The organism is Paracidovorax sp. MALMAid1276, assembly GCF_049198005.1.
In the GTDB taxonomy this organism is placed as follows: domain Bacteria; phylum Pseudomonadota; class Gammaproteobacteria; order Burkholderiales; family Burkholderiaceae_C; genus Acidovorax.
Map to the genome: position 1 here is coordinate 1 of NZ_JBMIRS010000087.1, position 21,644 is coordinate 21,644.

The window sequence follows — 21,644 nt, forward strand, 5'->3', positions numbered from 1 at the left end:
GACCAGCCCAGGGTGGCGCCCTGGGCGCAGGCGGTCGTACCGCGCGAGACCGGTTTATCGCGCGTTGCAGCCGATGCTCCTTCTGCCGCGCAGACTCCCGGCAGCGCGACCACGTGCCACGTGCCCCACAAAATGCGCACCTGCCGCTCGCGCAGCACCGGCTGCCCGGCCGTGGGCACCAGGCCGCGCGTGCGGCGCAACTGGCGAAACACCAGGATCTCTCCCAGCACCGAGTGCGCGAGCCCCACCAGGGCCAGCCCTGCGGCGGCCAGCAGCAGCGATGTGTTCATGCCTGTTTCCATGGCGATGTCTTCCTTTCATTGAACCAAGGGCGCTTGTGGCCCCCGCACCCAGGGCGACGTGGTGCGCACCTGCGCGCCCAACTGCGTGAGCAGGTGCATCAGCCCCATCCACATGCGTTCGAACGCCGGCATCTCGCCGGGCACCTGCTGCAGATGGCGGCCCAGCACGCGCTGGTGCGCGGGCGGGGTGAGCGGCGGCGGGGTCTTGGCGGCAAAGTCGAACACCGCCTGCGTGAAGGGCTCGACCTGCCAGGCCTGCGCCTGCGCGAGTGCAGGGGCCACCTCGGCCGCATAGGTCGGCAGGCCCACGTCGGCGCTGGCCAGGCCCAGGGCCTGGTAGGCCTGCAGCACCTCGGCGTCGCGCCCGGGGGCGCCCGCCGGCTGCAGCAGGGCCGACCAGGCCTGTGCCACGTGCTGCCGGAAGGCGGGCGAGAGGCTGCGCGTGCAGCCAAAGTCGAGCACGCCCACCGTGCCGTCGGGCGCGAACACGAAGTTGCCCGGGTGCGGGTCGGCGTGGATGCGGCCCAGGTCAAAGGCGCAGTGCATGAACCAGTCCCACAGGTGCTGCCCCGCCTGATCGCGCTGCGCCTGGGTGGGCCCCGTGGCCAGCCAGGCCTGCAGGGGCAGCCCGGGCAGCAGCAGCTGCGTGAGCACCTGGGCCCGCGTGTGCGACAGGACGGGCCGCGCCATCGCAATGCCCGGCCGGGCCGCGTGCTGCGCAAACCACTGCAGCTGCTCGGCCTCCTGCAAGTAGTCCACCTCGCGCAGCAGCGTGGCTTCGATCTCGGCCAGCACGCCGTCGACCACCGGGCCGGCGGGCAGGGGCAGGTCGGTGTGCGCCAGGGCGCGCAAGGTGGTGCGCATCAGCTGCAAGTCGCTGGCGATGGTGGCGGCGATACCGGGGTATTGCACTTTGACGGCCACCATGCCGTGGCCCGCGAGCTGTGCGCGGTGCACCTGGCCCAGGCTGGCGGCGGCAAATGCGGCGGGCTCGAACTGCTCGAACAGCGCCTCGGGCTCCTGTCCGAACGCCTGGCGAAACACCCGGCCCACCAGCGCGCGGTTGAGCGGCGGGGCCTGGTGGTGGGCGCGGGCCAGCTCGCGCCGCACGCCCTCGGGCAGCAGCTGCGGATGCATGCTGAGCAGCTGCGACACCTTGAGCGCCGAGCCGCGCAGCTGCCCCAGCGCGCCAAACAGGATGCGGCCCAGCGCCGCCTCGTGCTCGGCCTGCGCCTGCGCCGATGGCCTGCGCGCGCGGTGCGTGAGCTCGGCAACGCCGATGCGTGCCGCCGCCAGCCCGGTGATGGCGCTGCGCGCCAGCTTGCCGGTGCGCGGGGCCTCAGCCTTGGCCATGCTCTGCCAGGCGCTGCGCCGTGCCCCGCGCAATCACGCGGTGGATCGGCGTGATGACCGCCATGTACGCATGGCCCAGCGTGTTGTGGATGTGCACCACCGTGCTCAGCACGACCGTGGGGGCGGCGCCCGCCGCCGGGGAGGGCTGCTTGCAGATGGACACCTGCACGTCCAGGTGCTTGTCGTCCTGGCCCATCACCACCTCGCTATCGCTCAGGTGCCGGATGCGGAAGATGCCCACGCGGTCGCCCACCTGGTAGCTGCGCGCATCGCGCAGCGCGCGGCGGCTGGCGGGCAGGTGGCCGTCGCTCAGCTGGCCCAGGTCCTTCAGGCCCACCAGGCGCACGGCCTTGTTGCGCACGAACATGAGCGCGCGCGTCCAGGCCGGGGTGCGGTCGGCCACGTCCAGCCACGCCTGAAGGGCCGAGCGCGCGGGGTGGTGGTCGGCGACTTCGTAGGCGTCAAAGAAATGGGCGCCGGGCAGGGTGGCATGGATGGCGGTGCCCGGCGGCACCTGGACGGCGCGCACCGCGCGTTGCGACAGGGGCAGGGGGGTGTTCATGGGGCAGCCTTGCGGGACGTGCGGGTGGAGGCTCGGGTGGAAGTGCGGCCGGGCGCCGGTGTGGCGCTTTCGGAGCTTGCAGCGCGTGCGGCGCGCCGGCCGGACGCGCGCGGCGGTGAGGGCGGCGGCGCGGCCGCATCCGGCGCTGCTGCCGCTGCGCCGCGCGGTGAGACGGGCTCGGCGCCCAGGCTGTGCCGCGCCAGCTGCAGCAGCCCCAGCAGCCCGCTGCGGTGCTGCGCCATGCGCGCCATCTGGCTGCGCAGCACAAAGCCGCCCAGCTGCAGCACGCGGTTGACCAGGCCGCTGCGCAGCGTCTGCACCAGCACGCCCAGCGACAGGTCCACCAGCTGCGTGGTGTCGGCAAACCCGTCCGACGTGTCGCCCAGCCAGTACGTGACCACGCCGGCCAGGTAGTCGGTATAAAGGCTGCCCGCCGCGCCCTTGAAGTCGCAGGGCTCGATCTCGCCGCTGGCCTCGGCCGACGCCAGAAAGCCAGCCACCGCCTCGCGCAGGCGCTGGCGCGCGGCCAGGGGCTCGGCCAGCATCGACAGCGGAGAGCGCTGCGCCAGCCCCCGCACCTGCGCCACAAATTCGCGGTCGGCCAACAGGCGCTCCAGCACGGCGTCTGTCAGCCGCTGCAGCTTTTCCTGCAGCGCATAGCCGTCGAAGCCCGGCGTCTGCAGGGTGTCGTCCAGCGCCTGCTGCACCGCGCCGTCCAGGTAGCCCACCACGATGCGGTCCTTGGTGGGGAAGTATTTGTAGATCGTGGCGTCGCCAATGCCTGCAGCCCGTGCGATGTCCTTCATCGTCGTGCCGTCAAACCCCTGGCGGGTCATGAGGTCCACCGCGCTGGCCACGATCTGGCGGCGGGTGGCGTCCTGCTGTTCGCGGGTGGTTTTCATTTGCTTTCTTTAAATTGGTTAAAAAGTTAATTTAAAGAATAGTCGTTTCCGTTAAATGCGTCAAGCAAGCAAGCAAGCAAGCAAGCAAGCGAGTGCGTGCGTGCGTGCGTGCGTGCCGCCGCAGCGCCCGACAGCGGGTGGGTAAAGATTTTTTGGTTGTTTTTGGCGCCAAGCGCTTATCCATCAAGCGCTTGCTGCTATCAAAAATAAAGCGTCAGCGGCGCATCTGCCCGAACGCTTCGAACTCCCAGCTGCGCAGGGCCAGCAGCAGGGTGTAGCCCTCGCGCTCGCGCTCGGGCAGCTTCTGGTCGGCCAGATGCTGCTGCGCAAAGTCCTGCGCCACGCGCTGCATGCGTTCCATGAAGGCGGGCGCCAGGGCGCGGCTGATGTTGCCGTGCACCAGCAGCACGCCTTCGCCCGTGCCGTCGAAGCCACCGGCGAAGTAGTCGAGCAGCGCATGCTCGCGGAAGTAGTTCATCACCGGGCCGTGCGGGCGCCAGCGGAAGGTCTTGGCCAGCTTGAGGCGGTAGCGGTTGAGGGGCCGCAGCTCGATGATGCCGATGCGATCGAGCTGCGCCAGGTACTTGATGCCCTCGGCCTCGGTCATGCGATAGGTAGCCGTCACCTGCTCCAGCGTCCACTGGCTCAGCACGCAGATCGCCATCAGCAGCAGCCGCTTGTCGCCCACCACGGCCTTTTCCTGCTCGTGGCTCAGCTCCTTGAGCAAGGGCTGCGCGTCGGCCACGCGCCGGGCCAGGTCGGCAAAGTCCAACGCCAGCGCGCGGCAGATCGCGTCGATGCGCGACAGGGGCATGTCGCCCTTGGCCAGCATGCGCTTCACGCTGGACTCGGCCATGCCCAGCGCCAGCGCCAGGTCGGCGTAGGTCATCTGCGCGTGCTTGAGTTCCTTCTTCAGGGCGGCAACGAGGTCGGCGGTGGTGCTCATGGACAGTGCGAGGAGGGTGGGGCGCAGGGATTGCAGTGCTGGGACACTACAGACTTTCGACCCGGTCGCGCCCGGCGTTCTTGGCGCGGTACAGGGCCTGGTCGGCCCGCTCCACGGCGGCGGTGAGGGCCTCGCCAGGGTCCACGGCGGTGGCACCGGCGGACACGGTGACGCGCACCTGGGTGCTGCCGTCCCCGATGTCCTGCGCGCTGGCCTCGGCGCGCAGCCGCTCCAGCACCTGCAGCGCTTCGGGCAGCGCGGTGTCGGGCATCCACACCAGAAACTCTTCGCCGCCATAGCGGTAGACGCGGTCGCGGGCGCGCACCGCTTCGTCAAAGCGTGCCGCCAGGGTCTCCAGCACCACGTCGCCAAAGGGGTGGCCGAGCTCGTCATTGACGCGCTTGAAGTGGTCCACGTCCACCATGGCCAGCGTGAACCCGCGCCCCGTGGCGCGGGCCTCGTCCAGGGCCGCGCCCAGGTCGCGCTCCATGGCGCGGCGGTTGGGCAGGCCCGTGAGTTCGTCCACATCGGCCATGGACGAGGTGACCCCCACGATGAGCCGGTCGGCTTGCTGCCACAGCTGTTGCGCCTGGCGCAGCAGGGCCGCGAAGCTCAGCGGGTCGGCGCCCGCAGGCGCCATGGCCTGCATGTGGCGCAGCACCTGGTCCTGCGCGTGCATCAGCCGCTGGTAGGCCTTGTGCTGCGTCAGTGCCTCGGGGGCCGGCACGTCGAGCCAGGTCCGCAGGTCGGTGGCGCCTTCGAGCTCTGCGCCGGGATAGGGCAGCACGTCGTCCTGCGGGAACCGGGCGCGCTGCAGCGCGTTGAGGAACGCCTTGCGCTGCATCTGCACGGCGCGGCGCAGGGATTCGAGAAACCGCTCCAGTTCGGCGGCATCCAGGCGGGTGGCGATGAGCTCATCCATGGTGTGCGGGCGCCAGGGGCGCTGGTTCGGTCAAGGGGGTGGGCTGCACGGCGGCCGGAAACTCGCGCGCGGCGTTCTCGGGGGCGAAGTAGAGCACCACCCAGCCGCTTTCGGGGCGGAAGGACTTTTCGTTGGTGGACAGCCAGAAGCTGCCGCGCGGCGAGACGCCGCCGATGAGCTGCCATTGCTCGCCCGGCGTGCCCAGGCGCGCCTGCAGCTGCTTGTAGTCGAACGCCTCGGTGAGCCGGGAGCTTTGCATGGTCCAGCCCTCGTCGAGCCACTGGTGCAGCTGCTCGAACGTGGCCGCATGGCTGAATGCGCTGTAGCCGCGCTGCTGCAGCGGCAGCCGCTGGCGGCCTCCGGTCGCTTCCTGGTGCGTGGGCAGCTGGAAGGTGCGGTGGTGGCCGAACTCGGCACCCTGCGCCCGGCACGCCAGGGCGTTGTAGTAGTCGTTGTCGGTGGCACACAGCAGGTGGCTGAGGTGTTCGCTGTCGAGCGCGTGGTGGGCGTGGTCCGACAGGATCTCGCCATAGAACACGTCGATGCCGTCCATGCGGATCGGCTTGAGCCGCTCGTAGGAGCCATCGGCCACCACCACGTCGATCTTGAGCTTGCGCAGTGCGCGCGCCAGGGCCAGCGACCAGCGCGACGCGCCCACGATCAGCAGCCCGTTCTCGGCCCCGGCGGCCAGGCCCAGGCCGCGGGCCAGGCGGCCCAGTGTCAGCCCGTGGGCCAGCACGGTGGCGATGATGATGACGAACACGATGGGCAGCAGCCGCTCGGCGTCCGGGTAGCCCGCAGCGACCAGCGCGGGGCCGAAGATGCCCGCCGACGCGGCGGCCACGATGCCGCGCGGTGCGATCCAGGCCAGCAGCACGCGGTCTTCGGTGCGCATGGGCGAGCCCACCGTGGCCAGCCCGATGGACAGCGGGCGCACCACGAACAGCACCGCCAGCACGAAGGCGGCCACCCGCCAGTCCAGCTGGCCCAGCTGGCTGAATTCCAGCTGCGAAGGAATCACGATGAAAAGCACCGACAGCAGCACCACCGTCAGGTTCTCCTTGAAGTGGCGCAGGGACTCGCGCTCCACCAGCTGCATGTTGCCGATCACGAGGCCCATCACGGTCACGCTCAGCAAGCCCGCCTCATGCTGGATGCGGTTGCTGGCCCAGTAGCTCACCAGCACCAGCACCATCAGCATGGGCGCCTTCAGGTGCACGGGGATCGAGCCGCGCCGGTACAGCCAGCCCGTGGCCCAGCCCCACAGCCCGCCAAACACCACGGCCGCACCGATGGCGCCGCCGATGCCCGTCACCGTGCGCTCCCATCCGCCGCCGGCCAGCGTGAAATACTGGAAGGTCAGCACGGCCAGCAGCACGCCGATGGGGTCGTTCACGATGCCTTCCCACTTCAGCAGCGAGGCCGAATCCTTGTTCAGCCGGGCCTGGCGCAGCAGCGGCAGGATCACCGTGGGCCCGGTGACGACCAGAATGGCGCCCAGAACCCATGACACCGGCCAGCTCAGGCCCGCCACATAGTGGGCCGCCAGGCCGCCCAGCAGCCAGGCGATGGGCGGTGCCAGCACCGTGAGCCGCCCGATGCCCCGGCCCACACGGCGGAACTCGCTGGCCTTGAGGTCCATGCCCCCCTCGAACAGGATGATGGCCACGCCCAGTCCGATCAGCTCGGTCAGCTCCTCGGGCGGAAAGCTCAACTCGATCACGCCGGTGACCGGGCCCAGCAGCAGGCCCGACGCAATGAGCACCACGATGGCGGGCAGCCGGATCTGGGCGGCCAGCCACTGGCTGGCCAGGCCGGCCGAAAGAATCAACAAGAGAACCGTGGCCATGTGCATGGGGCGAGGACTTTCTGCAGAAGGGTTGCGCGACAAGGGGATCCGGCGGCGCGGTAGCACGCCGTGGTACCGGCGGCATCGCGCAAGGGCCCATGGTAGCTTTTCGCGGGCACTGACCGTTGCTTTTGCACAATGGCGTGCCTTGCACAATCTCAAGGCGGCGCCCGCCGGGCGCATCGCGGCCCCCGCACCCACCCAGGAGCAATGCATGTCTGTGGATCCGTCCCTGCCCTCCAGCACCCAGCGCTTGCAGCCGCCCGCCGAGGCGCACGACCCCAACCAGTTCGCGCTGCTGCGCCAGCGGCGCTTCGCGCCCTTCTTCTGGACGCAGTTCTCCGGCGCGGCCAATGACAACCTGTTCAAGTTTGCGCTCACCGTGATGGTGACCTACCAGCTCCGCGTGTCCTGGCTGCCGTCCGACCTCGCGGGGCTGGTGATCGGGGCCGTGTTCATCCTGCCCTTCGTGCTGTTCTCGGCCACCAGCGGCCAGCTGGCCGACAAGTACGACAAGAAGCGCCTGATCCGTTTTCTGAAGCGGCTGGAGATCGGCATCATGGTGCTGGCGGCCTGGGGCTTCTTCAGCGCCAACGTGGCGGTGCTGCTGGCCTGCGTGTTCCTCATGGGGCTGCAGTCCACGGTGTTCGGCCCGGTCAAGTTCGCCTACATGCCCCAGGTGCTCAGCGAGCGCGAGCTGACGGGCGGCAACGGCATGGTCGAGATGGGCACCTTTGTGGCCATTCTGCTGGGCAACGTGGCGGGCGGGCTGATCATCGCCGTGCCCGAGATCGGCGCGCACCACGTGGGCTTTGCGTGCGTGGGCATGGCCATCCTGGGGCGCATCGCGGCCGAGTACATCCCCACCGTGCCCAGCACCGACCCGGGGCTCACCATCAACTGGAACCCCTTCACCGAAACCAGGCGCAACCTGAAACTCGCGCACGAGAACATCGTGGTGTTCCGCTCGCTGCTGGGCATCAGCTGGATGTGGTTCTTCGGCGCGGTGTTCCTGAGCCAGTTCCCCAGCCTCGCCAAGGACGTGCTGCACGGCAACGAGCAGGTGGCGTCGCTGCTGCTGGTGGTGTTCTCGGTGGGCATCGGCATCGGCTCGCTGCTGTGCGAGGTGCTCTCGCGCCGCCATGTGGAGATCGGTCTGGTACCGCTCGGGGCCATCGGCATGAGCGTGTTCTCCATCGACCTGTACTTCGCCACGCGCGCCCTGCCGCCCGCCGAGATGATGGGCGTGTCGGCCTTTCTGGACCAGAGCGCGCACTGGCGCGTGATGCTGGACCTGGGCCTGCTCAGCCTGTTTGCGGGCCTGTACAGCGTGCCCATGTATGCACTGATCCAGATGCGCAGCCAGCCCACGCACCGCGCGCGCATCATTGCGGCCAACAACATCCTGAACGCGCTGTTCATGATCGCCAGCTCGCTGCTGGCGGGCGCGCTGCTGGCGGCCGGGTTCACGGTGCCGCAGATCTTCCTGTTCACCGGCATCGCCAACGCGGTGGTGGCGTTCTACATCTTCCTGCTGGTGCCCGAGTACCTGCTGCGCTTCGTGGCATGGATGTCGTCGCGTTTCGTGTACCGCTTCAAGGTGCAGGGCGACGAGAATCTGCCCGCGCAGGGCGCGGCCATCCTCGCCTGCAACCACGTGAGCTTTGTCGATGCCGTGCTGCTCATGGCTGCCAGCCCGCGCCCCATCTACTTCGTGATGGACCACCGCATCTTCCGCGTGCCGGTGCTGGGCTGGCTGTTCCGTCTGGCCAAGGCCATTCCCATCGCACCCTACAAGGAAGACCCTGCCACCTATGAAGCCGCCTTCGAGCGCGCCACGCAGGTGCTGCGCGAGGGCGACCTGCTGGCGATCTTCCCCGAAGGCGGCATCACCCGGGACGGGCAACTGCAGGAGTTCAAGGGCGGCATCATGAAGATCATCGACCGTGCCCGGGCCGAGGGCATCGAGGCCCCGGTGATCCCGATGGCGCTGACAAACCTGTGGGGTTCATACTTCAGCCGCATTGAAAAGGGCGGCGCCATGGTGCGCCCCTTCCGCCGCGGCATGTTCAGCCGCGTGGGGCTCAACGTGGGCACCGCCGTGGCCCCGGCCGAGGTGCAGCCCACGCTGCTGCGCGAGCGGGTGCAGAAGCTGCTGGCGGCTTGACGCCCCCGGTGGGGTTCAGTCCGCCCGGATCTGCGCGCGCTGGGCAATCGCACGCATGCGCGGCAACTCGTCTTCGATCTGCGTGACCACGGCATCGCCCGTGGCGTAAGACGGCTCCAGCCCTGCGGCGATGAGCTTGTTGCGGATCTCCCCGTCTGCCAGGGTGTCGGCCAGCGCCTTGTGCAGCTTGGCCTTGGCCTCGGCAGGCAAGCCGCGCGGCGCCACCACGGCCAGCCAGGAGTCGGCCGAGAACCCTGGGAAGCCGCTTTCCGCCACCGTGGGCACGTCAGGCAGCCGTGTGGCCCGCGTGGCGCCTGTGACGGCAATGGCCTTGATCTTGCCCGCCTTGAGCTGCGGCAAGGCTGCCGCCACGGTGTCGATGGTGAAGGGGATTTGCCCGCCCATCAGGTCGGCCATGGCGGGGGCGCTGCCCCGGTAGGGCACGTGCAGCAGCTTGATGCCCGTCGCCGACCAGGCCAGCTCGGCCGCGAAATGCCCTGTCGTGCCGTTGCCGAACGAGCCGTAGGAGAACTTGTCGGGCGCGCGCTGCACGGCGGTGATCAGTTGCCGGAGGTTGTTGACTGGCACATCGCGGTGGGCCAGCAGGATCAGGGGCACACGGGCGACCCGGCCGATGGGCTCGTAGCTCTTGACGGGGTCGTAGGGCAGCTTGGCGTTCAACGCTGGGTTCACGGTGAAGGTGGATCCGGAGCTGATCAGCAGCGTGTAGCCATCCGCAGGCGCATTGGCCACATAGGCCGCGCCCACCACGGTGCCCGCGCCCGCCTTGTTCTCGACCACGATGGGCTGTCCCAGGCGGTCGCCCAGCTTCTTGCTGATCGTCCGGCCCACGATGTCCACGGCGCCCCCCGGGGGGAAGGGCACGACAAGCTGCACCGGCTTGGCGGGATAGCCGTCGGCGTGGGCCGGCTGCAACTGGCCAAGTCCCATCCCCGCGAGGGTTGCCGCGACCAGGACCACGCGACGCCGTTTGACAAGCTGCAAGCACTTCATGGGGACTCCTTGGATGGGGGGAACGGGCGGGAATGGGCGGGCACCGCCTGGCGGCCAGGGCCCTTTCAGATCAACGACAGCCCGGCCAGCTGTGCCAGCCGGTGCTGCTCGCCGGACGCATCAGCCGTTGCGAAAAAGAAAGCTGTAGGCGTTCAACGCCGGCACCCCTCCCAGGTGCGCATACAGCACGCGGGAGCCTTCGGGGAATTCGCCCTTGCGCACCATGTCGATCATGCCGTGCATGGACTTGCCTTCGTACACCGGGTCGGTGAGCATGCCTTCCTGGCGCGCGCACAGGCGGATGGCTTCGAGCGTGCCTTCGCTCGGCAGGCCGTACTCGGGGCCGCCGTAGCGCGTGTCCAGCACCACGTCCTCGGCCGTGATGTCCTGGCCCAGCTCCACCAGCTGGGCGGTGTTCTGCGCGATGCGCAGGATCTGCGCATGGGTCTGCGCGGGTTTGGCCGAGGCATCAATGCCGATCACCTTGCGCGCCCGGCCGTCGGCCGCAAAGCCCACCACCATGCCGGCCTGCGTGCTGCCCGTGACCGAGCACACGACGATGTAGTCGAACTGGAAGCCCAGCTCCTTCTCCTGCTGGCGCACCTCTTCGGCAAAGCCCACAAAGCCCAGGCCGCCGTAGGGGTGCTCGGAGCAGCCGGCGGGAATGGGGAAGGGTTTGCCGCCCGCTTTCTTCACGTCTTCCATGGCCTGCTCCCAGCTGGGACGGATGCCGATGTCAAAGCCTGCAGCGTCCAGGCGCACGTCGGCGCCCATGATGCGGCTCATCTCGATGTTGCCCACGCGGTCGTACACCGCGTCGGAGTAGTTGACCCAGTTCTCCTGCACCAGCACGCACTTCATGCCTAGGTGGGCCGCCACCGCAGCCACTTGGCGCGTCTGGTTGGACTGGATGCCGCCAATCGACACCAGCGTGTCGTAGCCGCCTGCGATGGCTTCGGGGATCAGGTATTCGAGCTTGCGTGTCTTGTTGCCGCCAAACGCAAGGCCCGAGTTGCAGTCCTCGCGCTTGGCATACAGGTGCACCTTGCCGCCGAGGTGGGCCGACAGACGGTTCAGGGGCGTGATCGGCGAGGGGCCGAAGGTGAGCGGGTGGCGGGCAAATTTCTGCAGGTTCATGGCGGTGTTCCGGTCGATGAAGAAGGGCGCAAGCACGCGGCTTGCCGTGCCTTCATCGTAGGAAAACACGCGCATCAAGTGGTTGCAAAAATGGTCGGAATTTCGGCGTTTGAGTTTGATGAAAGACAATGGATGTCATAAATATTTCTCTGAATCATTTATGTGCGCAACAAAAGTTCGTACCCAGAATGTGCCGCAGGCCGATGTCTCGGCCGAGCTGGACCGCATCGACCGGGTCATCCTGCGGCAGCTGCAGCGCGATGCCTCGCTGTCCAACGTGGCCTTGGCCGAGAAGGTGCACCTGAGCCCGCCCGCCTGCCTGCGCCGGGTGGAGCGCCTCAAGCGCCTGGGGCTCATCGGCCAGGTGGTGGCGCTGCTCAACCCCCAGGCCGTGGGCGCGGGCATGCTGGTGATGATTGGCGTGGTGCTGGACCGCTCCACGCCCGAGTCGTTCGCCGAGTTCGAGAAGGCGGCGGCCAAGGTGTCCGGCTGCATGGAATGCCATGTGGTCACCGGCGAGTTCGACTACTTCATGCTCGTGCGCACGCGCGACAACGACAGCTTCAACCGCCTGCACGCCGAGCAGCTGCTCTACCTGCCCGGCGTGCGCCAGGTGCGCTCGTTCATGGTGCTGCGCAACGTGCTGTCGACCACCGAGCTGCCGCTGGCGGTGTAGCGGTCTGCCTCGATCCGGTCACTGGGCGCCGCGCAACCGCCCCATCATGGCCGTCCAGGCAGGCCCGCCAAACACGTTGACCACCAGCCCGGCCATCAGCAGCCCCGCGCCTGCAAAGTGCACGGGCAGCAACTGCTCGCCAAACACCACCCAGCCCGTGGTCAGCCCCACCACCGGCACCAGCAGCGTGAAGGGCGCGACGCGGTTCACGGGGTAGCGCGACATCAGGACAGTCCACAGCCCAAAGCCCAGCAGGGTCGAGATCCAGGCGATATAGGCCACGGCCGCCAGGGAGGGCAGCGACAGGTGCTGCAGTGCGGCCCACACGGTGGCGGGTCCGTCCAGCCACAGCGACAGCGCCAGGAACGGCAGCGGCGCCACCACGCTGGACCAGACGATGAAGGCAAACTGGTTCATGGGCCCATGGCGCCCCACGGCGCGCGTGACGATGTTGCCGCAGCCCCACAGGGCCGCAGCCGCCACCGTGAGTGCAAAGCCCGCCAGCGGCATCGAGGCCCCGTGCGCGCTGCCGATCAGCACCAGCCCGCAGCCCGCCAGCGCCAGGCCCGCCACCTGGTTGCCCTGCCATTTTTCGCGCAGCCACCACGCCGCCAGCAGCAGCGTGAAGAACGACTGCGACTGCAGCACCAGCGAGGCCAGGCCCGACGGCATGCCGATGTGGATGGCCGTGAACAGCAGTGCAAACTGCCCCACGGCCATGGTCATGCCATACAGCAGGTACAGCCGCAGGGGCACCTTGGGCGGCTTGACGAACAGCAGCGCCGGAAACGCTGCGAGCAGGTAGCGCAGTGCCCCCAGCAGCAGGGGCGGCATGCCGCTGACGCCCACCTTGATGACGGCGAAATTGAGGCCCCAGACCACGATGACGAGCAGGGCCAGGGCGAGGTCGCGGGGGCGCAGGGGGTGGTTCATGGGATGCGGTACAGCGGGCGGGGTGCGGGGCAGGGCGGCCCTGCATTGTCCGCTGGCTGCCGCCGCCCTTCTGCCCCGGTTCCGGCCCGCGACCGGTCAAAAAGAGACGCGCCGGGCCAGGGTCAGCCGGCTTCCACCGCAAACGTCAGCCCCGCATTCGCCTGCAGCCGCGCGATCAGCGCGTCGCCCATGGCGGGTGCCGGGGTCCAGATGCCACCGGCTGTGTCCGGGGCCTCCTGCAGCAGGCACACGGCGGCCTCGGTGATCATCTTGGAGGTGGAGCCGTAGCCCGGGTCGCGGTCGCCCGTGACGCCCACGCGCAGCGTGTTGCCGCTGTCGTCCGTGCCCAGGAAGAGCACATCGTAGAAGCCCGCGTCGCGTTCCTCGCGCGAGGGGCCTTCGCCCGGCTTGGGGCCTTTGTCAGAACCCAGCGACTTGTCGCCCGCCACCGCGTTGGCCATGGCTTCGCCCTTTTCGCCTTTGCCGGTGATCAGCATTTCGTCGTACACGAAGTCGCTGCCATAGGCGTGCTGCAGCAGCAAGTTGGAGCGGTGCACGTTGCGCGTGTTGATGGCCGCCATCACGAAGGGCGCCACCCAGACGCCTTCGCCCAGGGCCTCGTCCACCATGGGCTTGTGGCCCGTGGGCTGGGGCGGGCCCTCAAACCCCGGCGTGAGCGAAAAAGGGTTCTTGAGCAGATCCATGACGGCAGGCGTGCTGGCGGCTGCCGCCATCGTGGCCTTCAGGCTGGCGGCCGTGCCGCCCGAGAAGGTGCCCTTCATCTTGCGCACCCGGCCGCGCACGCGCGGGGCGGGGTGGCCAAAACGGTGGCGGAACTCCTTTTGCAGCAGGAACACTCCCAAATCGAACGGAATGGAGTCGAACCCGCACGAGAACACGATGCGCGCGCCGCTGGCTTTGGCGGCGGCTTCGTGCGCGTCGATCATCTGGCGCATCCAGGCGGGTTCGCCGCACAGGTCCACATAGTCCACGCCGTTCCTGGCGCACGCGGCCACCAGCTCGTTGCCGTACAGCTGGTACGGCCCCACCGTGGTCAGCACCAGGCGCGTGGCGTCCATCAGGGCCTGCAGGCTGGCGGGGTTGCCGGTGTCGGTCACCACCAGAGGGGTGTCGGCCGGTGCGCCCACTTCGTCGCGCACGGCGGCCAGCTTGTCGGCGTTGCGCCCGCCCATGGCCCAGCGCAGGCCGCTGCCGGCGGGGTAGCGCTGCAGCAGGTATTCGACCACCAGGCGGCCGGTGAAGCCGGTGGCGCCGTGGACGACAAGGTCATAGGTCTTGGGGGTGTTTGCGGCGGGCGTGTTCATGGCGGGGTTGTCTCCGTGCTCGGTGTCTCGGGAAGGGGTGTGCCTGCCATTGTGGGAGACCCGCCGGTGCCAGGCTGTCGCCCACGCGCGCCTTCGGTCCCGTGAAAGTATCGTTTTCCGATACCCGGCAGCCGCACGGCCGCGACTGGCGCATTTGGGCGGGGGCGAGGCGCCCGAGCGGGGGCACCATGCGCTCCGTGTTCAATAACGGCCCCGTGGCCACCCGATTCCCATGTCCCATCCCGCCCCCCACATCGTTCAGCGCGATACCCGTGCCTGGCAGCTGCAGGTGTGGATTTCGTTCGGCATTGCCGTGTTTCTGTGCGCCGTGGGCCTGGCCTGGCTGCCGGGTGCGCAGCTGGAGCAGGCGTTCATGGTGATGGGCTATGTGTTCTGCCTGTCGGCCGCCTTCGTGCTGGCCAAGTTTGTGCGCGACAACGCACCCTCTGGCAGCCGCAGCACCCGCAGCGGCGACACGCCGATGTGGAAGCTGGTGGTGTGGGGCGGCTTCGCGGTGGCCATGGGCCTGACCGGCTGGGGCTTGCTGGGCATGGAGATCAACGTGACCTACAAGGCGTTTCTGGGGGTGAGCTGGCTGTACCTGATCACCACCGCCTTCACGCTGGCCAAGATGCTGCGCGACCGCCACGAGGCCGATTTGGCCGAGGCCCGCCTGCAAGGCCGCCGCGAGGCGGCTGCCAACGCCGCAACGCCTGGTAACAACCCGCTTTGAGTTTGCAGCGTCTGCCCGACCGCGATGGCGGATGCTCGCGGGTTTGCATTGAGTGAATCAACCGGTGCCGCAGGGTGAGCAAGCGGCACGCTATCGAGAGGAGTGAAAAACCATGAAGACACATTTTTCGAAGATTTTGGGGCTGGCCCTGGCTGCCGGCCTGCTGTGTGCGGCAGCTGCCACGCCGGCCCGTGCGCAGAGCGAGGCCTCGGCCGCGCTGTCGCTGCTGCCGGTGGCTTCGGTCGTGGGGACGGCAGCCGTTGCATCCACGGCGGCAGGCGCCGTGGTGGCGGTTCCGGCGGCTTTGTCTGTGGGGGGAGCGGTGCTCTCCGTGAAGGCCGTGGAAGCGTCCGCAGTGGGCACCGTCTATCTGCTGGAGCGCGCATCCGACGGCGCGCAGGTCAGCGTGCAGGTGGCGGGCCGTGGCCTGGGCGCCTCGGCGCACGGCGTGGGCACGGTGGTCACCTGCAGCGTGATCGGCACGGGTGTGGTGTTGTCGGTGGCGGGCGAGGCGATCGCGTTCATCCCCAACGCCATGGGCCGCGCGCTGCTGCACAACGAGCGTCTGTAAGGGGCCCACCGTGATGTTTTCAACCACAAGGCGGGGCTGGCGCATGGTCGCAGCGGGCGCGTTCGCAGGCGTGGCAATGCTGGCCGCCACGCAGGCGCATGCCGGGCGATCGTGCGAAGCGAAGAAGTCCACGCCCCAGATCATCGAGCGCGGCATGAACCTCGCCGCGCAGACCGCCGCCGCACTCGATGCCGAACACGCGCGCACCGGCACCCAGGTGGTGGTGCTGGCCCGCGCGGGGCAGGACCTGTCGAAGTACGGCCTGCGCTACTCGCACCTGGGCTGGGCCTACAAGACGGCCGAAGGCCCGTGGCGCGTGGCGCACAAGCTCAACGAGTGCGGCACGGCCGTGGGTCATTTGTACCGTCAGGGCCTGGGCGAGTTCTTTCTGGACGACCTGTGGCGTTACGAGGCCGTATACGCCGTGCCCACGCCCGAGGTGCAGCAGCGCCTGCTGGCCGTGCTGCAGGACGCGGGCCGCACCCGCACCCTGCAGCAGCCAGCCTACAGCATGGTCAGCTATGCCTGGGGGCGCAAATACCAGCAGTCCAACCAGTGGGCGCTGGAGACCCTGGCCCTGGCCATGGAGCCCGCCACCGTGCGCACGCGCGAGCAGGCCCAGGCGTGGCTGCAGTTCAAGGGCTACACGCCCACCACGCTCAAGCTCGGGCCGCTCACGCGCATGGGTGGGCGGGTGGGCTCGGCCAATATCGCGTTCGACGACCACCCCAGCGACAAGCGCTTTTCTGACCGCATCGAGACCGTGACGGTGGACTCGGTGCTGGCTTGGCTGCAGCAGGCCCAGCTGGCGTCACCTGCTGTGGTGTTGTCGCTGAAAAATTGAATGAAAATGACCCTCAGCGCTTGCTGGTAAAGCGCTGAAAGCTATCAATTTTGTAGTTATTCCTGTCGTCGTTCCCACGTTCCCACGTTCCCCCGTTTCCCTGCTGCGGCGTGGGCGGCAAAAGAAGGAGGAGAGAACCATGAGCAAATCCCTGCGCCTGTCAGAAAAATGGTTCCGGCGCGGCCTGTGGCTGGTGGCGCTGGTGTTTGCGGGCTTTCTGATCGGCCTGGGCGGCACCATCGTCGGAGACCTGCCCAAGGTGGAAAGCCGCCTGCAGCTGGACGACTTTCTGGACAAGCCGGCCGCCGAAGCCCTGCGCCATCAGGTGCGCACCGCGCGCCAGTCCGAACAGGACGCGCAGACCGCGCTGGAGCAGGCGCAGCTGCAGCGCAGCAAGGCGCAGAGCGAAAGCCGCACCGCACGCGACAGCTTCAACAGCTGGCTGGCCACGCGCAGCGTCACCCAGCGCGCCGAGCACGACCCCGAGGTGGTGGCGCGCAACCAGGGGCTGGACGCCCTGCGCATCAACGAACGCAAGGCCCAGCAGGCCGTGGAGCAGCAGCAGCAAGCCGCACTCGATGCGCGCCAGGCGGCCGCGGCTGCGGCGCGGCAACTGAACCAGATGGAATCGGACGGCTACGTACGCATGCGCGCCGAGCAGCGCAAGGTCGAGCTGCGGGTATTCCTGTACCGCCTGGCGCTCACCCTGCCGCTGCTGGCCATTGCGGGATGGCTGTTTGTCAAAAAGCGCAAGGGCACCTGGTGGCCGTTTGTGTGGGGCTTCATCTTCTTCGCGCTGTTTGCGTTCTTTGTCGAGCTGGTGCCTTACCTGCCCAGCTACGGCGGCTATGTGCGCTATGTGGTCGGCATCGCCGTCACCGCGCTGGTGGGGCGCTACGCCATCCTGGCGCTCAACCGTTACCTGGAGCGCCAGAAGCTGGCCGAAACCCTGCCCGACCAAGAGCGCCGCAAGGAGCTGAGCTACGACGTGGCCCTGGCCCGCCTGGCCAAGAGCGTGTGCCCCGGTTGCGAACGGCCGGTAGACCTGAAGAACGAGAAGATCGACTTCTGCCCGCACTGCGGCATCGGCCTGTTCGACCACTGCGGCGCCTGCAGCACGCGCAAGAGCGCTTTTGCGCGGTTTTGCCACGCCTGCGGCACCGGGGAGGAGCCCGGAGCTGGCGTGCGGCTGGCGCGAGAAGGCTGAAAGGTCGAGATCGTGATCGGGGTCGGGGCGGCCCAGGTCGGCCCAGACCGCCTCAGCTCGGCTCCATCCGGGCGCGGTACAGCGCCGCGTCGGCGGCCAGCAGCAGGGTGTCGATATCGGCCTCGCCGCCCATCGACGCGCTGTGCACCAGGCCGATGCTGACCGTGGCGCGTAGGGGCTCTCCCAGGGGCGTGTGGGCGACGGCGTGCCGGGCGACGGCGGTGCGCAGGTGTTCGGCGATGGCGTGGGCTTCGGCCTGGGACACGTCGGGCAGCACGGCGCCAAACGTTTCGCCGCCCAGGCGGCCGAAGGCGTCCTGAGGGCGCAAGGCGGTGCCCAATGCCTGGGCGATGGCCACCAGCAGCTGGTCGCGGGTGGCGGCGCCATGCTGTGCATGCACCTCCTGCACCGGGTCGGCGTCCAGCATCAGCACGGCCACGCCCGAGGTTTCGCGCCCGTAGCGTGCGAGCAGGCGCTGCCCGTGACGCAGAAAGGCGCGGCGGGACAGTGCGCCGGTGACGCCGTCGTGGTGCGTGGAGCGGTCGAGGGCGCGCAGCGTTTCGGCGCGGGCCGCGCTGGCGCAGGCCACGGCCAGCGGCCCCAGGGCCAGCAGCGTGACCCCCACACGCAGCGACAGCACGTCGCTGGCGTGGGCAGGGGTGAAGTTGAGCACGCCCATGGCCACGCCGGCCATCGTCCACAGGCACACCACCAGCGACAGCAGGCAGGCCACGAAGGTGCTGTAGCTCAAGGCGCACCACAGCAGGCCGGGCACTGCAAAGGCCAGCACGCCGGGCCCTCCGGCCACGCCGCGAATGGCTTCGGCCAGCAGCAGCGAGCCCAGGGGCGCCACGCGCCAGAACAGCGGTGCGCCGTGCACGGCCGACGGCGGATCATCGTCGCGGGGCAGGGCCAGCACCACGGGCACGATCAGCACGTAGTTCATCAGCTCGGTGCTGAACCACAGCGACAGCAGGTCCGTCCAGGGGGTGTTGAAGTACACCGGCGCCGCCCCGCTGCCCGCCAGGGCACCCGCCGTGCTGGCGGCGAGCGCGGCCAGCAGCAGATGGCCTGCCGAGGCCGTGCGCCGCAGCCGCAGCACGGGTTCGCTCAGCCGCCGCAGGATGAGCCAACCCACCGTGACGCCCAGCAGGTTGGCGCCATTGAGCCACAGCGCCATGCCCCAGCTGCTGCCGGTGACGAGGTCTGCCGCCACATAGCCCGCAGCGGCGGCCCCCCAGGCCGCTGGCCGGGCCAGCGCCGGGTAGCGCACCAGCAGCCCGAGCAGCAGGGCATTGGCCGGCCAAAATGCCGACAGGAAGCCGATGGGCCGGGCAAAAATGCCTACCAGGCAGGCGGCAAAGACGATGCCTCCCAGGCCCAGCCAAAGCCAGTGCCGCGCGGGCAGCCGGGGAAGCGCAAGGGAGGAGTGCATGGGCGGCGGGCCGTCAGGCGGGTGGAGGGCGCGGGGGCTGGGTTTGGAATTGAGAGCAATTGTCATCGCGTGCAACCCTTTGCAACCGAGAGGGCTTAGATAAAAAACACATTTGTTGACAATTTGCATCAGCCGTGGTGTGGCCGGGGCAGGCTCACCAGTCAGGTCGAAAGAAGAACGGGCTGGATTGGCCCTGCTGGCCAGAGAGGCTGTGCGCCGTGAGGCTCCCGGTGAGGTGGCTTCAGCGGCCCAGCAGCAGGGCGACCAGCTCGCCCGTGGTGGTGGCGCCCAGCTTGCGCATCAGCCTGCCGCGGTGGGCCTCCACCGTGCGGTGGCTGATCTGCAAATGGCGCGCGATCTGCTTGCTGGTGGCGCCGGTCACGATGTGCTGGGCCACCTCCCGCTCGCGCACGGTCAGTGGCGTGTTCACGGGGCGGCGTGCGGAGATGTCTTCGAACATCCACACCGCGCGGGCAAATGGGTCGGCGCGGTCCAGCGTGCGCCCCACCACGTGGCACCAGAACAGCGCACCGTCGCGGCGGCGCATGATGCGCTCGTCGCTGAACCCACCGGTGTCCTGCATGGCGGGCAGGCCCCGCTGGCCGGTGTGCGCGAATTCGTCGAGCGAGGGGTACAGCGGTGCCAGCGGCTGGCCCAGCAGGTCCGCCTGCTCATACCCGAACATCTGGGCAAATGCGGGGTTGCAGATTTCGACGGCCCGCTCCCGCGTCACGCACATGCCCACGGGCGACAGGTTGAAGGCCAGCTCCAGGGCTTCGTGCAGTGGGGGGTGCATCGAATTCATGAATAAAATTCGGCCTCAGCGCTTATCTGTAAAGGGTATTTAGCTATGAAATTGGGAGCAATCACCGCTGCCTGCGCTAGACCCCGCGTGCCCGGTCGGCCTTGAACTGGGCGCGGAACTGGCTGAAGGTGCCGGCGTCCAGCGCCTCGCGCACCTCGCGCATCAGGTTCAGGTAGTAGTGCAGGTTGTGCACCGTGGTCAGCATGGGGCCCAGCATTTCGCCGCAGCGGTCCAGGTGGTGCAGGTAGGCACGGCTGAAGCCGCCCCGCCCGCCCTGGTCCCAGGCCACGCCCGTGCTGCCCGCGCAGGCATGGCAGGTGCAGCTGGTGTCGAGCGGCTGGTGGTCCGTCTTGTGGCGGGCGTTGCGGATCTTGAGGTCGCCGTAGCGCGTGAACAGCGTGCCGTTGCGCGCATTGCGCGTGGGCATCACGCAATCGAACATGTCCACGCCGTCGGCCACGCCCTGCACCAGGTCTTCGGGCGTGCCCACGCCCATCAGGTAACGCGGCTTGTGGGCCGGCAGGCGGTGGGGGGTGTGGGCCATGATGCCGAGCATCTCGTCCTTGGGCTCGCCCACGCTTACGCCGCCGATGGCATAGCCGGGGAAGTCCATCTCCACCAGCGCCTCCAGCGACTCCTGGCGCAGGTTCTCGAACATGCCGCCCTGCACGATGCCGAACAGCGCGTTGGGGTTGCCCAGGCGCTCGAATTCGGCCTTCGACCTCGCGGCCCAGCGGCGGCTCATCTCCATGCTCTTGCGCGCCTCGGCCTCGGTCGTGAGGTGGCCGTTGGTTTCGTAGGGCGTGCACTCGTCCAGCTGCATCACGATGTCGGAGTTCAGCGTGGTCTGGATCTGCATGCTCACCTCGGGCGACATGAAGAGCTTGTCGCCGTTGACGGGGCTCGCAAACGTCACGCCTTCTTCGGTGATCTTGCGCATGGCGCCCAGGCTCCACACCTGGAACCCGCCCGAGTCGGTGAGTATGGGTTTGTCCCACTTTTCAAAGCCGTGCAGGCCGCCAAAGCTCTGCATCACGTCGAGGCCGGGGCGCATCCACAGGTGAAAGGTGTTGCCCAGGATGATCTGCGCGCCCATGTCGTGCAGGCTCTGCGGCATCACGCCCTTGACGGTGCCATAGGTGCCCACGGGCATGAAGATGGGGGTCTGCACCACGCCGTGGTTCAGCGTGAGCGTGCCGCGGCGGGCGTGACTGGTGGGGTCGGTCTTGAGGAGTTCGAACTGCAGCATGATGGGCCGATTGTCCCAGACGCTCCGCCTGCCCTGATCTGGCTCAAGGTTAAGCGTGGGAGAGCGCGGCGCCCATGGCTACACTGGCTTTGCACAGGTCCTCAACGCATTTACAAGGAGAACAACAGCATGCTCAAGATCCTCATTGCCGTGGACGGCTCCGAACTCTCCCTGGATGGTGTGCACCACACGCTGGCCCTGGTGCGCCAGGGCCTTCAGGCCAGCGTGGTGCTGGCCAACGTGCAGGAGCCCGCCACGCTGTACGAGCTGGTGACCACCCGCGACCCCAACCTGATCGCGGCCGCGAGCCTGGAAGCCGGCGACCACCTCATGGCCTCGGCCCGCGCCTTGCTCGATGCGGCCGGCGTGGCCTACGAAACCGACGTGGGCGTGGGCGATGTGGCGCACACCCTGGTGGACATGATCGAACGCTCGGGTTGCGACATGGTCGTGATCGGCGCCCGGGGCCAGGGCGCCATCAGCAGTGCGCTGCTGGGATCGGTGTCGCAGGAGCTGGCGCACGCGAGCCCCGTGCCCGTGACCATCGTCAAGCATGCCGATGCACCGGAGGGCGTGGACAGCGACGGGGGCGAAGACGCCGAGGCTTGATGCATCTGCTCCCCCTCAGAACGTGTTTACGATCTCGCAGGGGATCGCGTTGGAGCGCCATCGGGATGAGTGGATGCCTCGGATGCGCCGCATGGGCTCGTGC

20 protein-coding genes and 1 pseudogene are annotated in these 21,644 nt (G+C 68.6%); 7 read left to right on the forward strand and 14 right to left on the reverse strand.

What is annotated here, in order from left to right:
• The 7 genes and pseudogenes from ACOQFS_RS05570 to ACOQFS_RS05600 form a co-directional block, all read right to left on the reverse strand.
• Window positions 1-290 (reverse strand): annotated as a pseudogene (locus tag ACOQFS_RS05570) (hypothetical protein); the annotation flags it as partial.
• Between the two features lie 27 nt (window positions 291-317).
• A complete protein-coding gene (locus tag ACOQFS_RS05575) occupies window positions 318-1,655 on the reverse strand; it encodes an ABC1 kinase family protein (protein ID WP_421561912.1) in 1,338 nt (445 codons plus the stop codon).
• Entirely contained in the window at window positions 1,642-2,217 is a 576-nt protein-coding gene (locus ACOQFS_RS05580) for a DUF2867 domain-containing protein (protein ID WP_421561913.1), read from the reverse strand. Before ACOQFS_RS05580 ends, ACOQFS_RS05575 begins: the two co-directional genes overlap by 14 nt.
• Window positions 2,214-3,119, reverse strand: coding sequence for a TetR family transcriptional regulator (locus ACOQFS_RS05585; RefSeq protein ID WP_421561914.1), 906 nt, complete (start codon window positions 3,117-3,119; stop codon window positions 2,214-2,216). The genes ACOQFS_RS05580 and ACOQFS_RS05585 overlap by 4 nt, the downstream gene beginning before the upstream one ends.
• A 214-nt stretch (window positions 3,120-3,333) precedes the next feature.
• Window positions 3,334-4,065: a helix-turn-helix domain-containing protein gene (locus ACOQFS_RS05590; RefSeq protein WP_421561915.1), complete on the reverse strand. Its 732-nt coding sequence runs from the start codon at window positions 4,063-4,065 to the stop codon at window positions 3,334-3,336.
• A 46-nt stretch (window positions 4,066-4,111) separates the two neighbouring features.
• A complete protein-coding gene (locus tag ACOQFS_RS05595) occupies window positions 4,112-4,987 on the reverse strand; it encodes a GGDEF domain-containing protein (protein WP_421561916.1) in 876 nt (291 codons plus the stop codon).
• Window positions 4,980-6,842, reverse strand: coding sequence for a cation:proton antiporter (locus ACOQFS_RS05600; protein ID WP_421561917.1), 1,863 nt, complete (start codon window positions 6,840-6,842; stop codon window positions 4,980-4,982). The genes ACOQFS_RS05595 and ACOQFS_RS05600 overlap by 8 nt, the downstream gene beginning before the upstream one ends.
• A 208-nt stretch (window positions 6,843-7,050) precedes the next feature.
• Here ACOQFS_RS05600 and ACOQFS_RS05605 point away from each other — a divergent pair, with 208 nt between their 5' ends.
• On the forward strand, window positions 7,051-9,003 hold the full coding sequence (locus tag ACOQFS_RS05605) for an MFS transporter (RefSeq protein WP_421561918.1): 1,953 nt from the start codon (window positions 7,051-7,053) through the stop codon (window positions 9,001-9,003).
• A 15-nt stretch (window positions 9,004-9,018) separates the two neighbouring features.
• On the opposite strand, the gene ACOQFS_RS05610 is transcribed toward ACOQFS_RS05605, so the two are convergent.
• Both ACOQFS_RS05610 and ACOQFS_RS05615 read right to left on the reverse strand, forming a co-directional pair.
• Complete coding sequence (locus ACOQFS_RS05610; RefSeq protein WP_421561919.1) at window positions 9,019-10,017, reverse strand: Bug family tripartite tricarboxylate transporter substrate binding protein; 999 nt, start codon at window positions 10,015-10,017, stop codon at window positions 9,019-9,021.
• A gap of 120 nt (window positions 10,018-10,137) precedes the next feature.
• Complete coding sequence (locus ACOQFS_RS05615) at window positions 10,138-11,154, reverse strand: 1-aminocyclopropane-1-carboxylate deaminase (RefSeq protein ID WP_421561929.1); 1,017 nt, start codon at window positions 11,152-11,154, stop codon at window positions 10,138-10,140.
• 160 nt (window positions 11,155-11,314) lie between these two features.
• On the opposite strand from ACOQFS_RS05615, the gene ACOQFS_RS05620 reads away from it, so the two are divergent.
• Window positions 11,315-11,830, forward strand: a complete 516-nt coding sequence (locus ACOQFS_RS05620; RefSeq protein WP_421561920.1) for an Lrp/AsnC family transcriptional regulator — start codon at window positions 11,315-11,317, stop codon at window positions 11,828-11,830.
• Between the two features lie 18 nt (window positions 11,831-11,848).
• On the opposite strand, the gene ACOQFS_RS05625 is transcribed toward ACOQFS_RS05620, so the two are convergent.
• Both ACOQFS_RS05625 and ACOQFS_RS05630 read right to left on the reverse strand, forming a co-directional pair.
• On the reverse strand, window positions 11,849-12,751 hold the full coding sequence (locus ACOQFS_RS05625; RefSeq protein ID WP_421561930.1) for an EamA family transporter: 903 nt from the start codon (window positions 12,749-12,751) through the stop codon (window positions 11,849-11,851).
• 134 nt (window positions 12,752-12,885) lie between these two features.
• Window positions 12,886-14,088, reverse strand: a complete 1,203-nt coding sequence (locus ACOQFS_RS05630; protein WP_421561921.1) for a saccharopine dehydrogenase family protein — start codon at window positions 14,086-14,088, stop codon at window positions 12,886-12,888.
• Between the two features lie 232 nt (window positions 14,089-14,320).
• Here ACOQFS_RS05630 and ACOQFS_RS05635 point away from each other — a divergent pair, with 232 nt between their 5' ends.
• The 4 genes from ACOQFS_RS05635 (at window position 14,321) to ACOQFS_RS05650 (ending at window position 17,443) form a co-directional block, all read left to right on the forward strand.
• The gene (locus ACOQFS_RS05635) at window positions 14,321-14,821 is read left to right on the forward strand and encodes a YiaA/YiaB family inner membrane protein (RefSeq protein ID WP_421561922.1); all 501 of its coding nucleotides are present in this window, start codon (window positions 14,321-14,323) and stop codon (window positions 14,819-14,821) included.
• Between the two features lie 112 nt (window positions 14,822-14,933).
• On the forward strand, window positions 14,934-15,392 hold the full coding sequence (locus tag ACOQFS_RS05640) for a hypothetical protein (protein WP_421561923.1): 459 nt from the start codon (window positions 14,934-14,936) through the stop codon (window positions 15,390-15,392).
• A 43-nt stretch (window positions 15,393-15,435) separates the two neighbouring features.
• A complete protein-coding gene (locus ACOQFS_RS05645) occupies window positions 15,436-16,236 on the forward strand; it encodes a DUF2145 domain-containing protein (RefSeq protein ID WP_421561931.1) in 801 nt (266 codons plus the stop codon).
• A 139-nt stretch (window positions 16,237-16,375) separates the two neighbouring features.
• Window positions 16,376-17,443 carry a serine endopeptidase gene (locus tag ACOQFS_RS05650; protein WP_421561924.1) on the forward strand — a complete coding sequence of 356 codons (1,068 nt, stop codon included), beginning with the start codon at window positions 16,376-16,378 and terminating at the stop codon, window positions 17,441-17,443.
• Window positions 17,444-17,495: 52 nt separating this feature from the next.
• Here the strand turns inward: ACOQFS_RS05650 and ACOQFS_RS05655 are convergent, their stop codons facing one another.
• The 3 genes from ACOQFS_RS05655 to tgt all read right to left on the reverse strand — a co-directional run bounded on the left by ACOQFS_RS05655 (window position 17,496) and on the right by tgt (window position 20,932).
• Window positions 17,496-18,878, reverse strand: a complete 1,383-nt coding sequence (locus ACOQFS_RS05655) for a diguanylate cyclase domain-containing protein (protein WP_421561925.1) — start codon at window positions 18,876-18,878, stop codon at window positions 17,496-17,498.
• A gap of 241 nt (window positions 18,879-19,119) precedes the next feature.
• Complete coding sequence (locus ACOQFS_RS05660) at window positions 19,120-19,683, reverse strand: LuxR C-terminal-related transcriptional regulator (RefSeq protein WP_421561926.1); 564 nt, start codon at window positions 19,681-19,683, stop codon at window positions 19,120-19,122.
• 76 nt (window positions 19,684-19,759) lie between these two features.
• On the reverse strand, window positions 19,760-20,932 hold the full coding sequence (gene tgt, locus ACOQFS_RS05665) for a tRNA guanosine(34) transglycosylase Tgt (protein WP_421561927.1): 1,173 nt from the start codon (window positions 20,930-20,932) through the stop codon (window positions 19,760-19,762).
• Between the two features lie 129 nt (window positions 20,933-21,061).
• Here tgt and ACOQFS_RS05670 point away from each other — a divergent pair, with 129 nt between their 5' ends.
• On the forward strand, window positions 21,062-21,541 hold the full coding sequence (locus ACOQFS_RS05670; protein WP_421561928.1) for a universal stress protein: 480 nt from the start codon (window positions 21,062-21,064) through the stop codon (window positions 21,539-21,541).
• Window positions 21,542-21,644: the final 103 nt, after the last annotated feature.

Bases quoted from the DNA above. Each gene is read 5' to 3' on its own strand.
- ACOQFS_RS05575 (WP_421561912.1), bottom strand. From the start codon at position 1,655: ATGGCCAAGGCTGAGGCCCCGCGCACCGGCAAGCTGGCGCGCAGCGCC.
- ACOQFS_RS05580 (WP_421561913.1), bottom strand. From the start codon at position 2,217: ATGAACACCCCCCTGCCCCTGTCGCAACGCGCGGTGCGCGCCGTCCAG.
- ACOQFS_RS05585 (WP_421561914.1), bottom strand. From the start codon at position 3,119: ATGAAAACCACCCGCGAACAGCAGGACGCCACCCGCCGCCAGATCGTG.
- ACOQFS_RS05590 (WP_421561915.1), bottom strand. From the start codon at position 4,065: ATGAGCACCACCGCCGACCTCGTTGCCGCCCTGAAGAAGGAACTCAAG.
- ACOQFS_RS05595 (WP_421561916.1), bottom strand. From the start codon at position 4,987: ATGGATGAGCTCATCGCCACCCGCCTGGATGCCGCCGAACTGGAGCGG.
- ACOQFS_RS05600 (WP_421561917.1), bottom strand. From the start codon at position 6,842: ATGCACATGGCCACGGTTCTCTTGTTGATTCTTTCGGCCGGCCTGGCC.
- ACOQFS_RS05605 (WP_421561918.1), top strand. From the start codon at position 7,051: ATGTCTGTGGATCCGTCCCTGCCCTCCAGCACCCAGCGCTTGCAGCCG.
- ACOQFS_RS05610 (WP_421561919.1), bottom strand. From the start codon at position 10,017: ATGAAGTGCTTGCAGCTTGTCAAACGGCGTCGCGTGGTCCTGGTCGCG.
- ACOQFS_RS05615 (WP_421561929.1), bottom strand. From the start codon at position 11,154: ATGAACCTGCAGAAATTTGCCCGCCACCCGCTCACCTTCGGCCCCTCG.
- ACOQFS_RS05620 (WP_421561920.1), top strand. From the start codon at position 11,315: ATGTGCGCAACAAAAGTTCGTACCCAGAATGTGCCGCAGGCCGATGTC.
- ACOQFS_RS05630 (WP_421561921.1), bottom strand. From the start codon at position 14,088: ATGAACACGCCCGCCGCAAACACCCCCAAGACCTATGACCTTGTCGTC.
- ACOQFS_RS05635 (WP_421561922.1), top strand. From the start codon at position 14,321: ATGTCCCATCCCGCCCCCCACATCGTTCAGCGCGATACCCGTGCCTGG.
- ACOQFS_RS05640 (WP_421561923.1), top strand. From the start codon at position 14,934: ATGAAGACACATTTTTCGAAGATTTTGGGGCTGGCCCTGGCTGCCGGC.
- ACOQFS_RS05645 (WP_421561931.1), top strand. From the start codon at position 15,436: ATGGTCGCAGCGGGCGCGTTCGCAGGCGTGGCAATGCTGGCCGCCACG.
- ACOQFS_RS05650 (WP_421561924.1), top strand. From the start codon at position 16,376: ATGAGCAAATCCCTGCGCCTGTCAGAAAAATGGTTCCGGCGCGGCCTG.
- ACOQFS_RS05655 (WP_421561925.1), bottom strand. From the start codon at position 18,878: ATGCACTCCTCCCTTGCGCTTCCCCGGCTGCCCGCGCGGCACTGGCTT.
- ACOQFS_RS05660 (WP_421561926.1), bottom strand. From the start codon at position 19,683: ATGAATTCGATGCACCCCCCACTGCACGAAGCCCTGGAGCTGGCCTTC.
- tgt (WP_421561927.1), bottom strand. From the start codon at position 20,932: ATGCTGCAGTTCGAACTCCTCAAGACCGACCCCACCAGTCACGCCCGC.
- ACOQFS_RS05670 (WP_421561928.1), top strand. From the start codon at position 21,062: ATGCTCAAGATCCTCATTGCCGTGGACGGCTCCGAACTCTCCCTGGAT.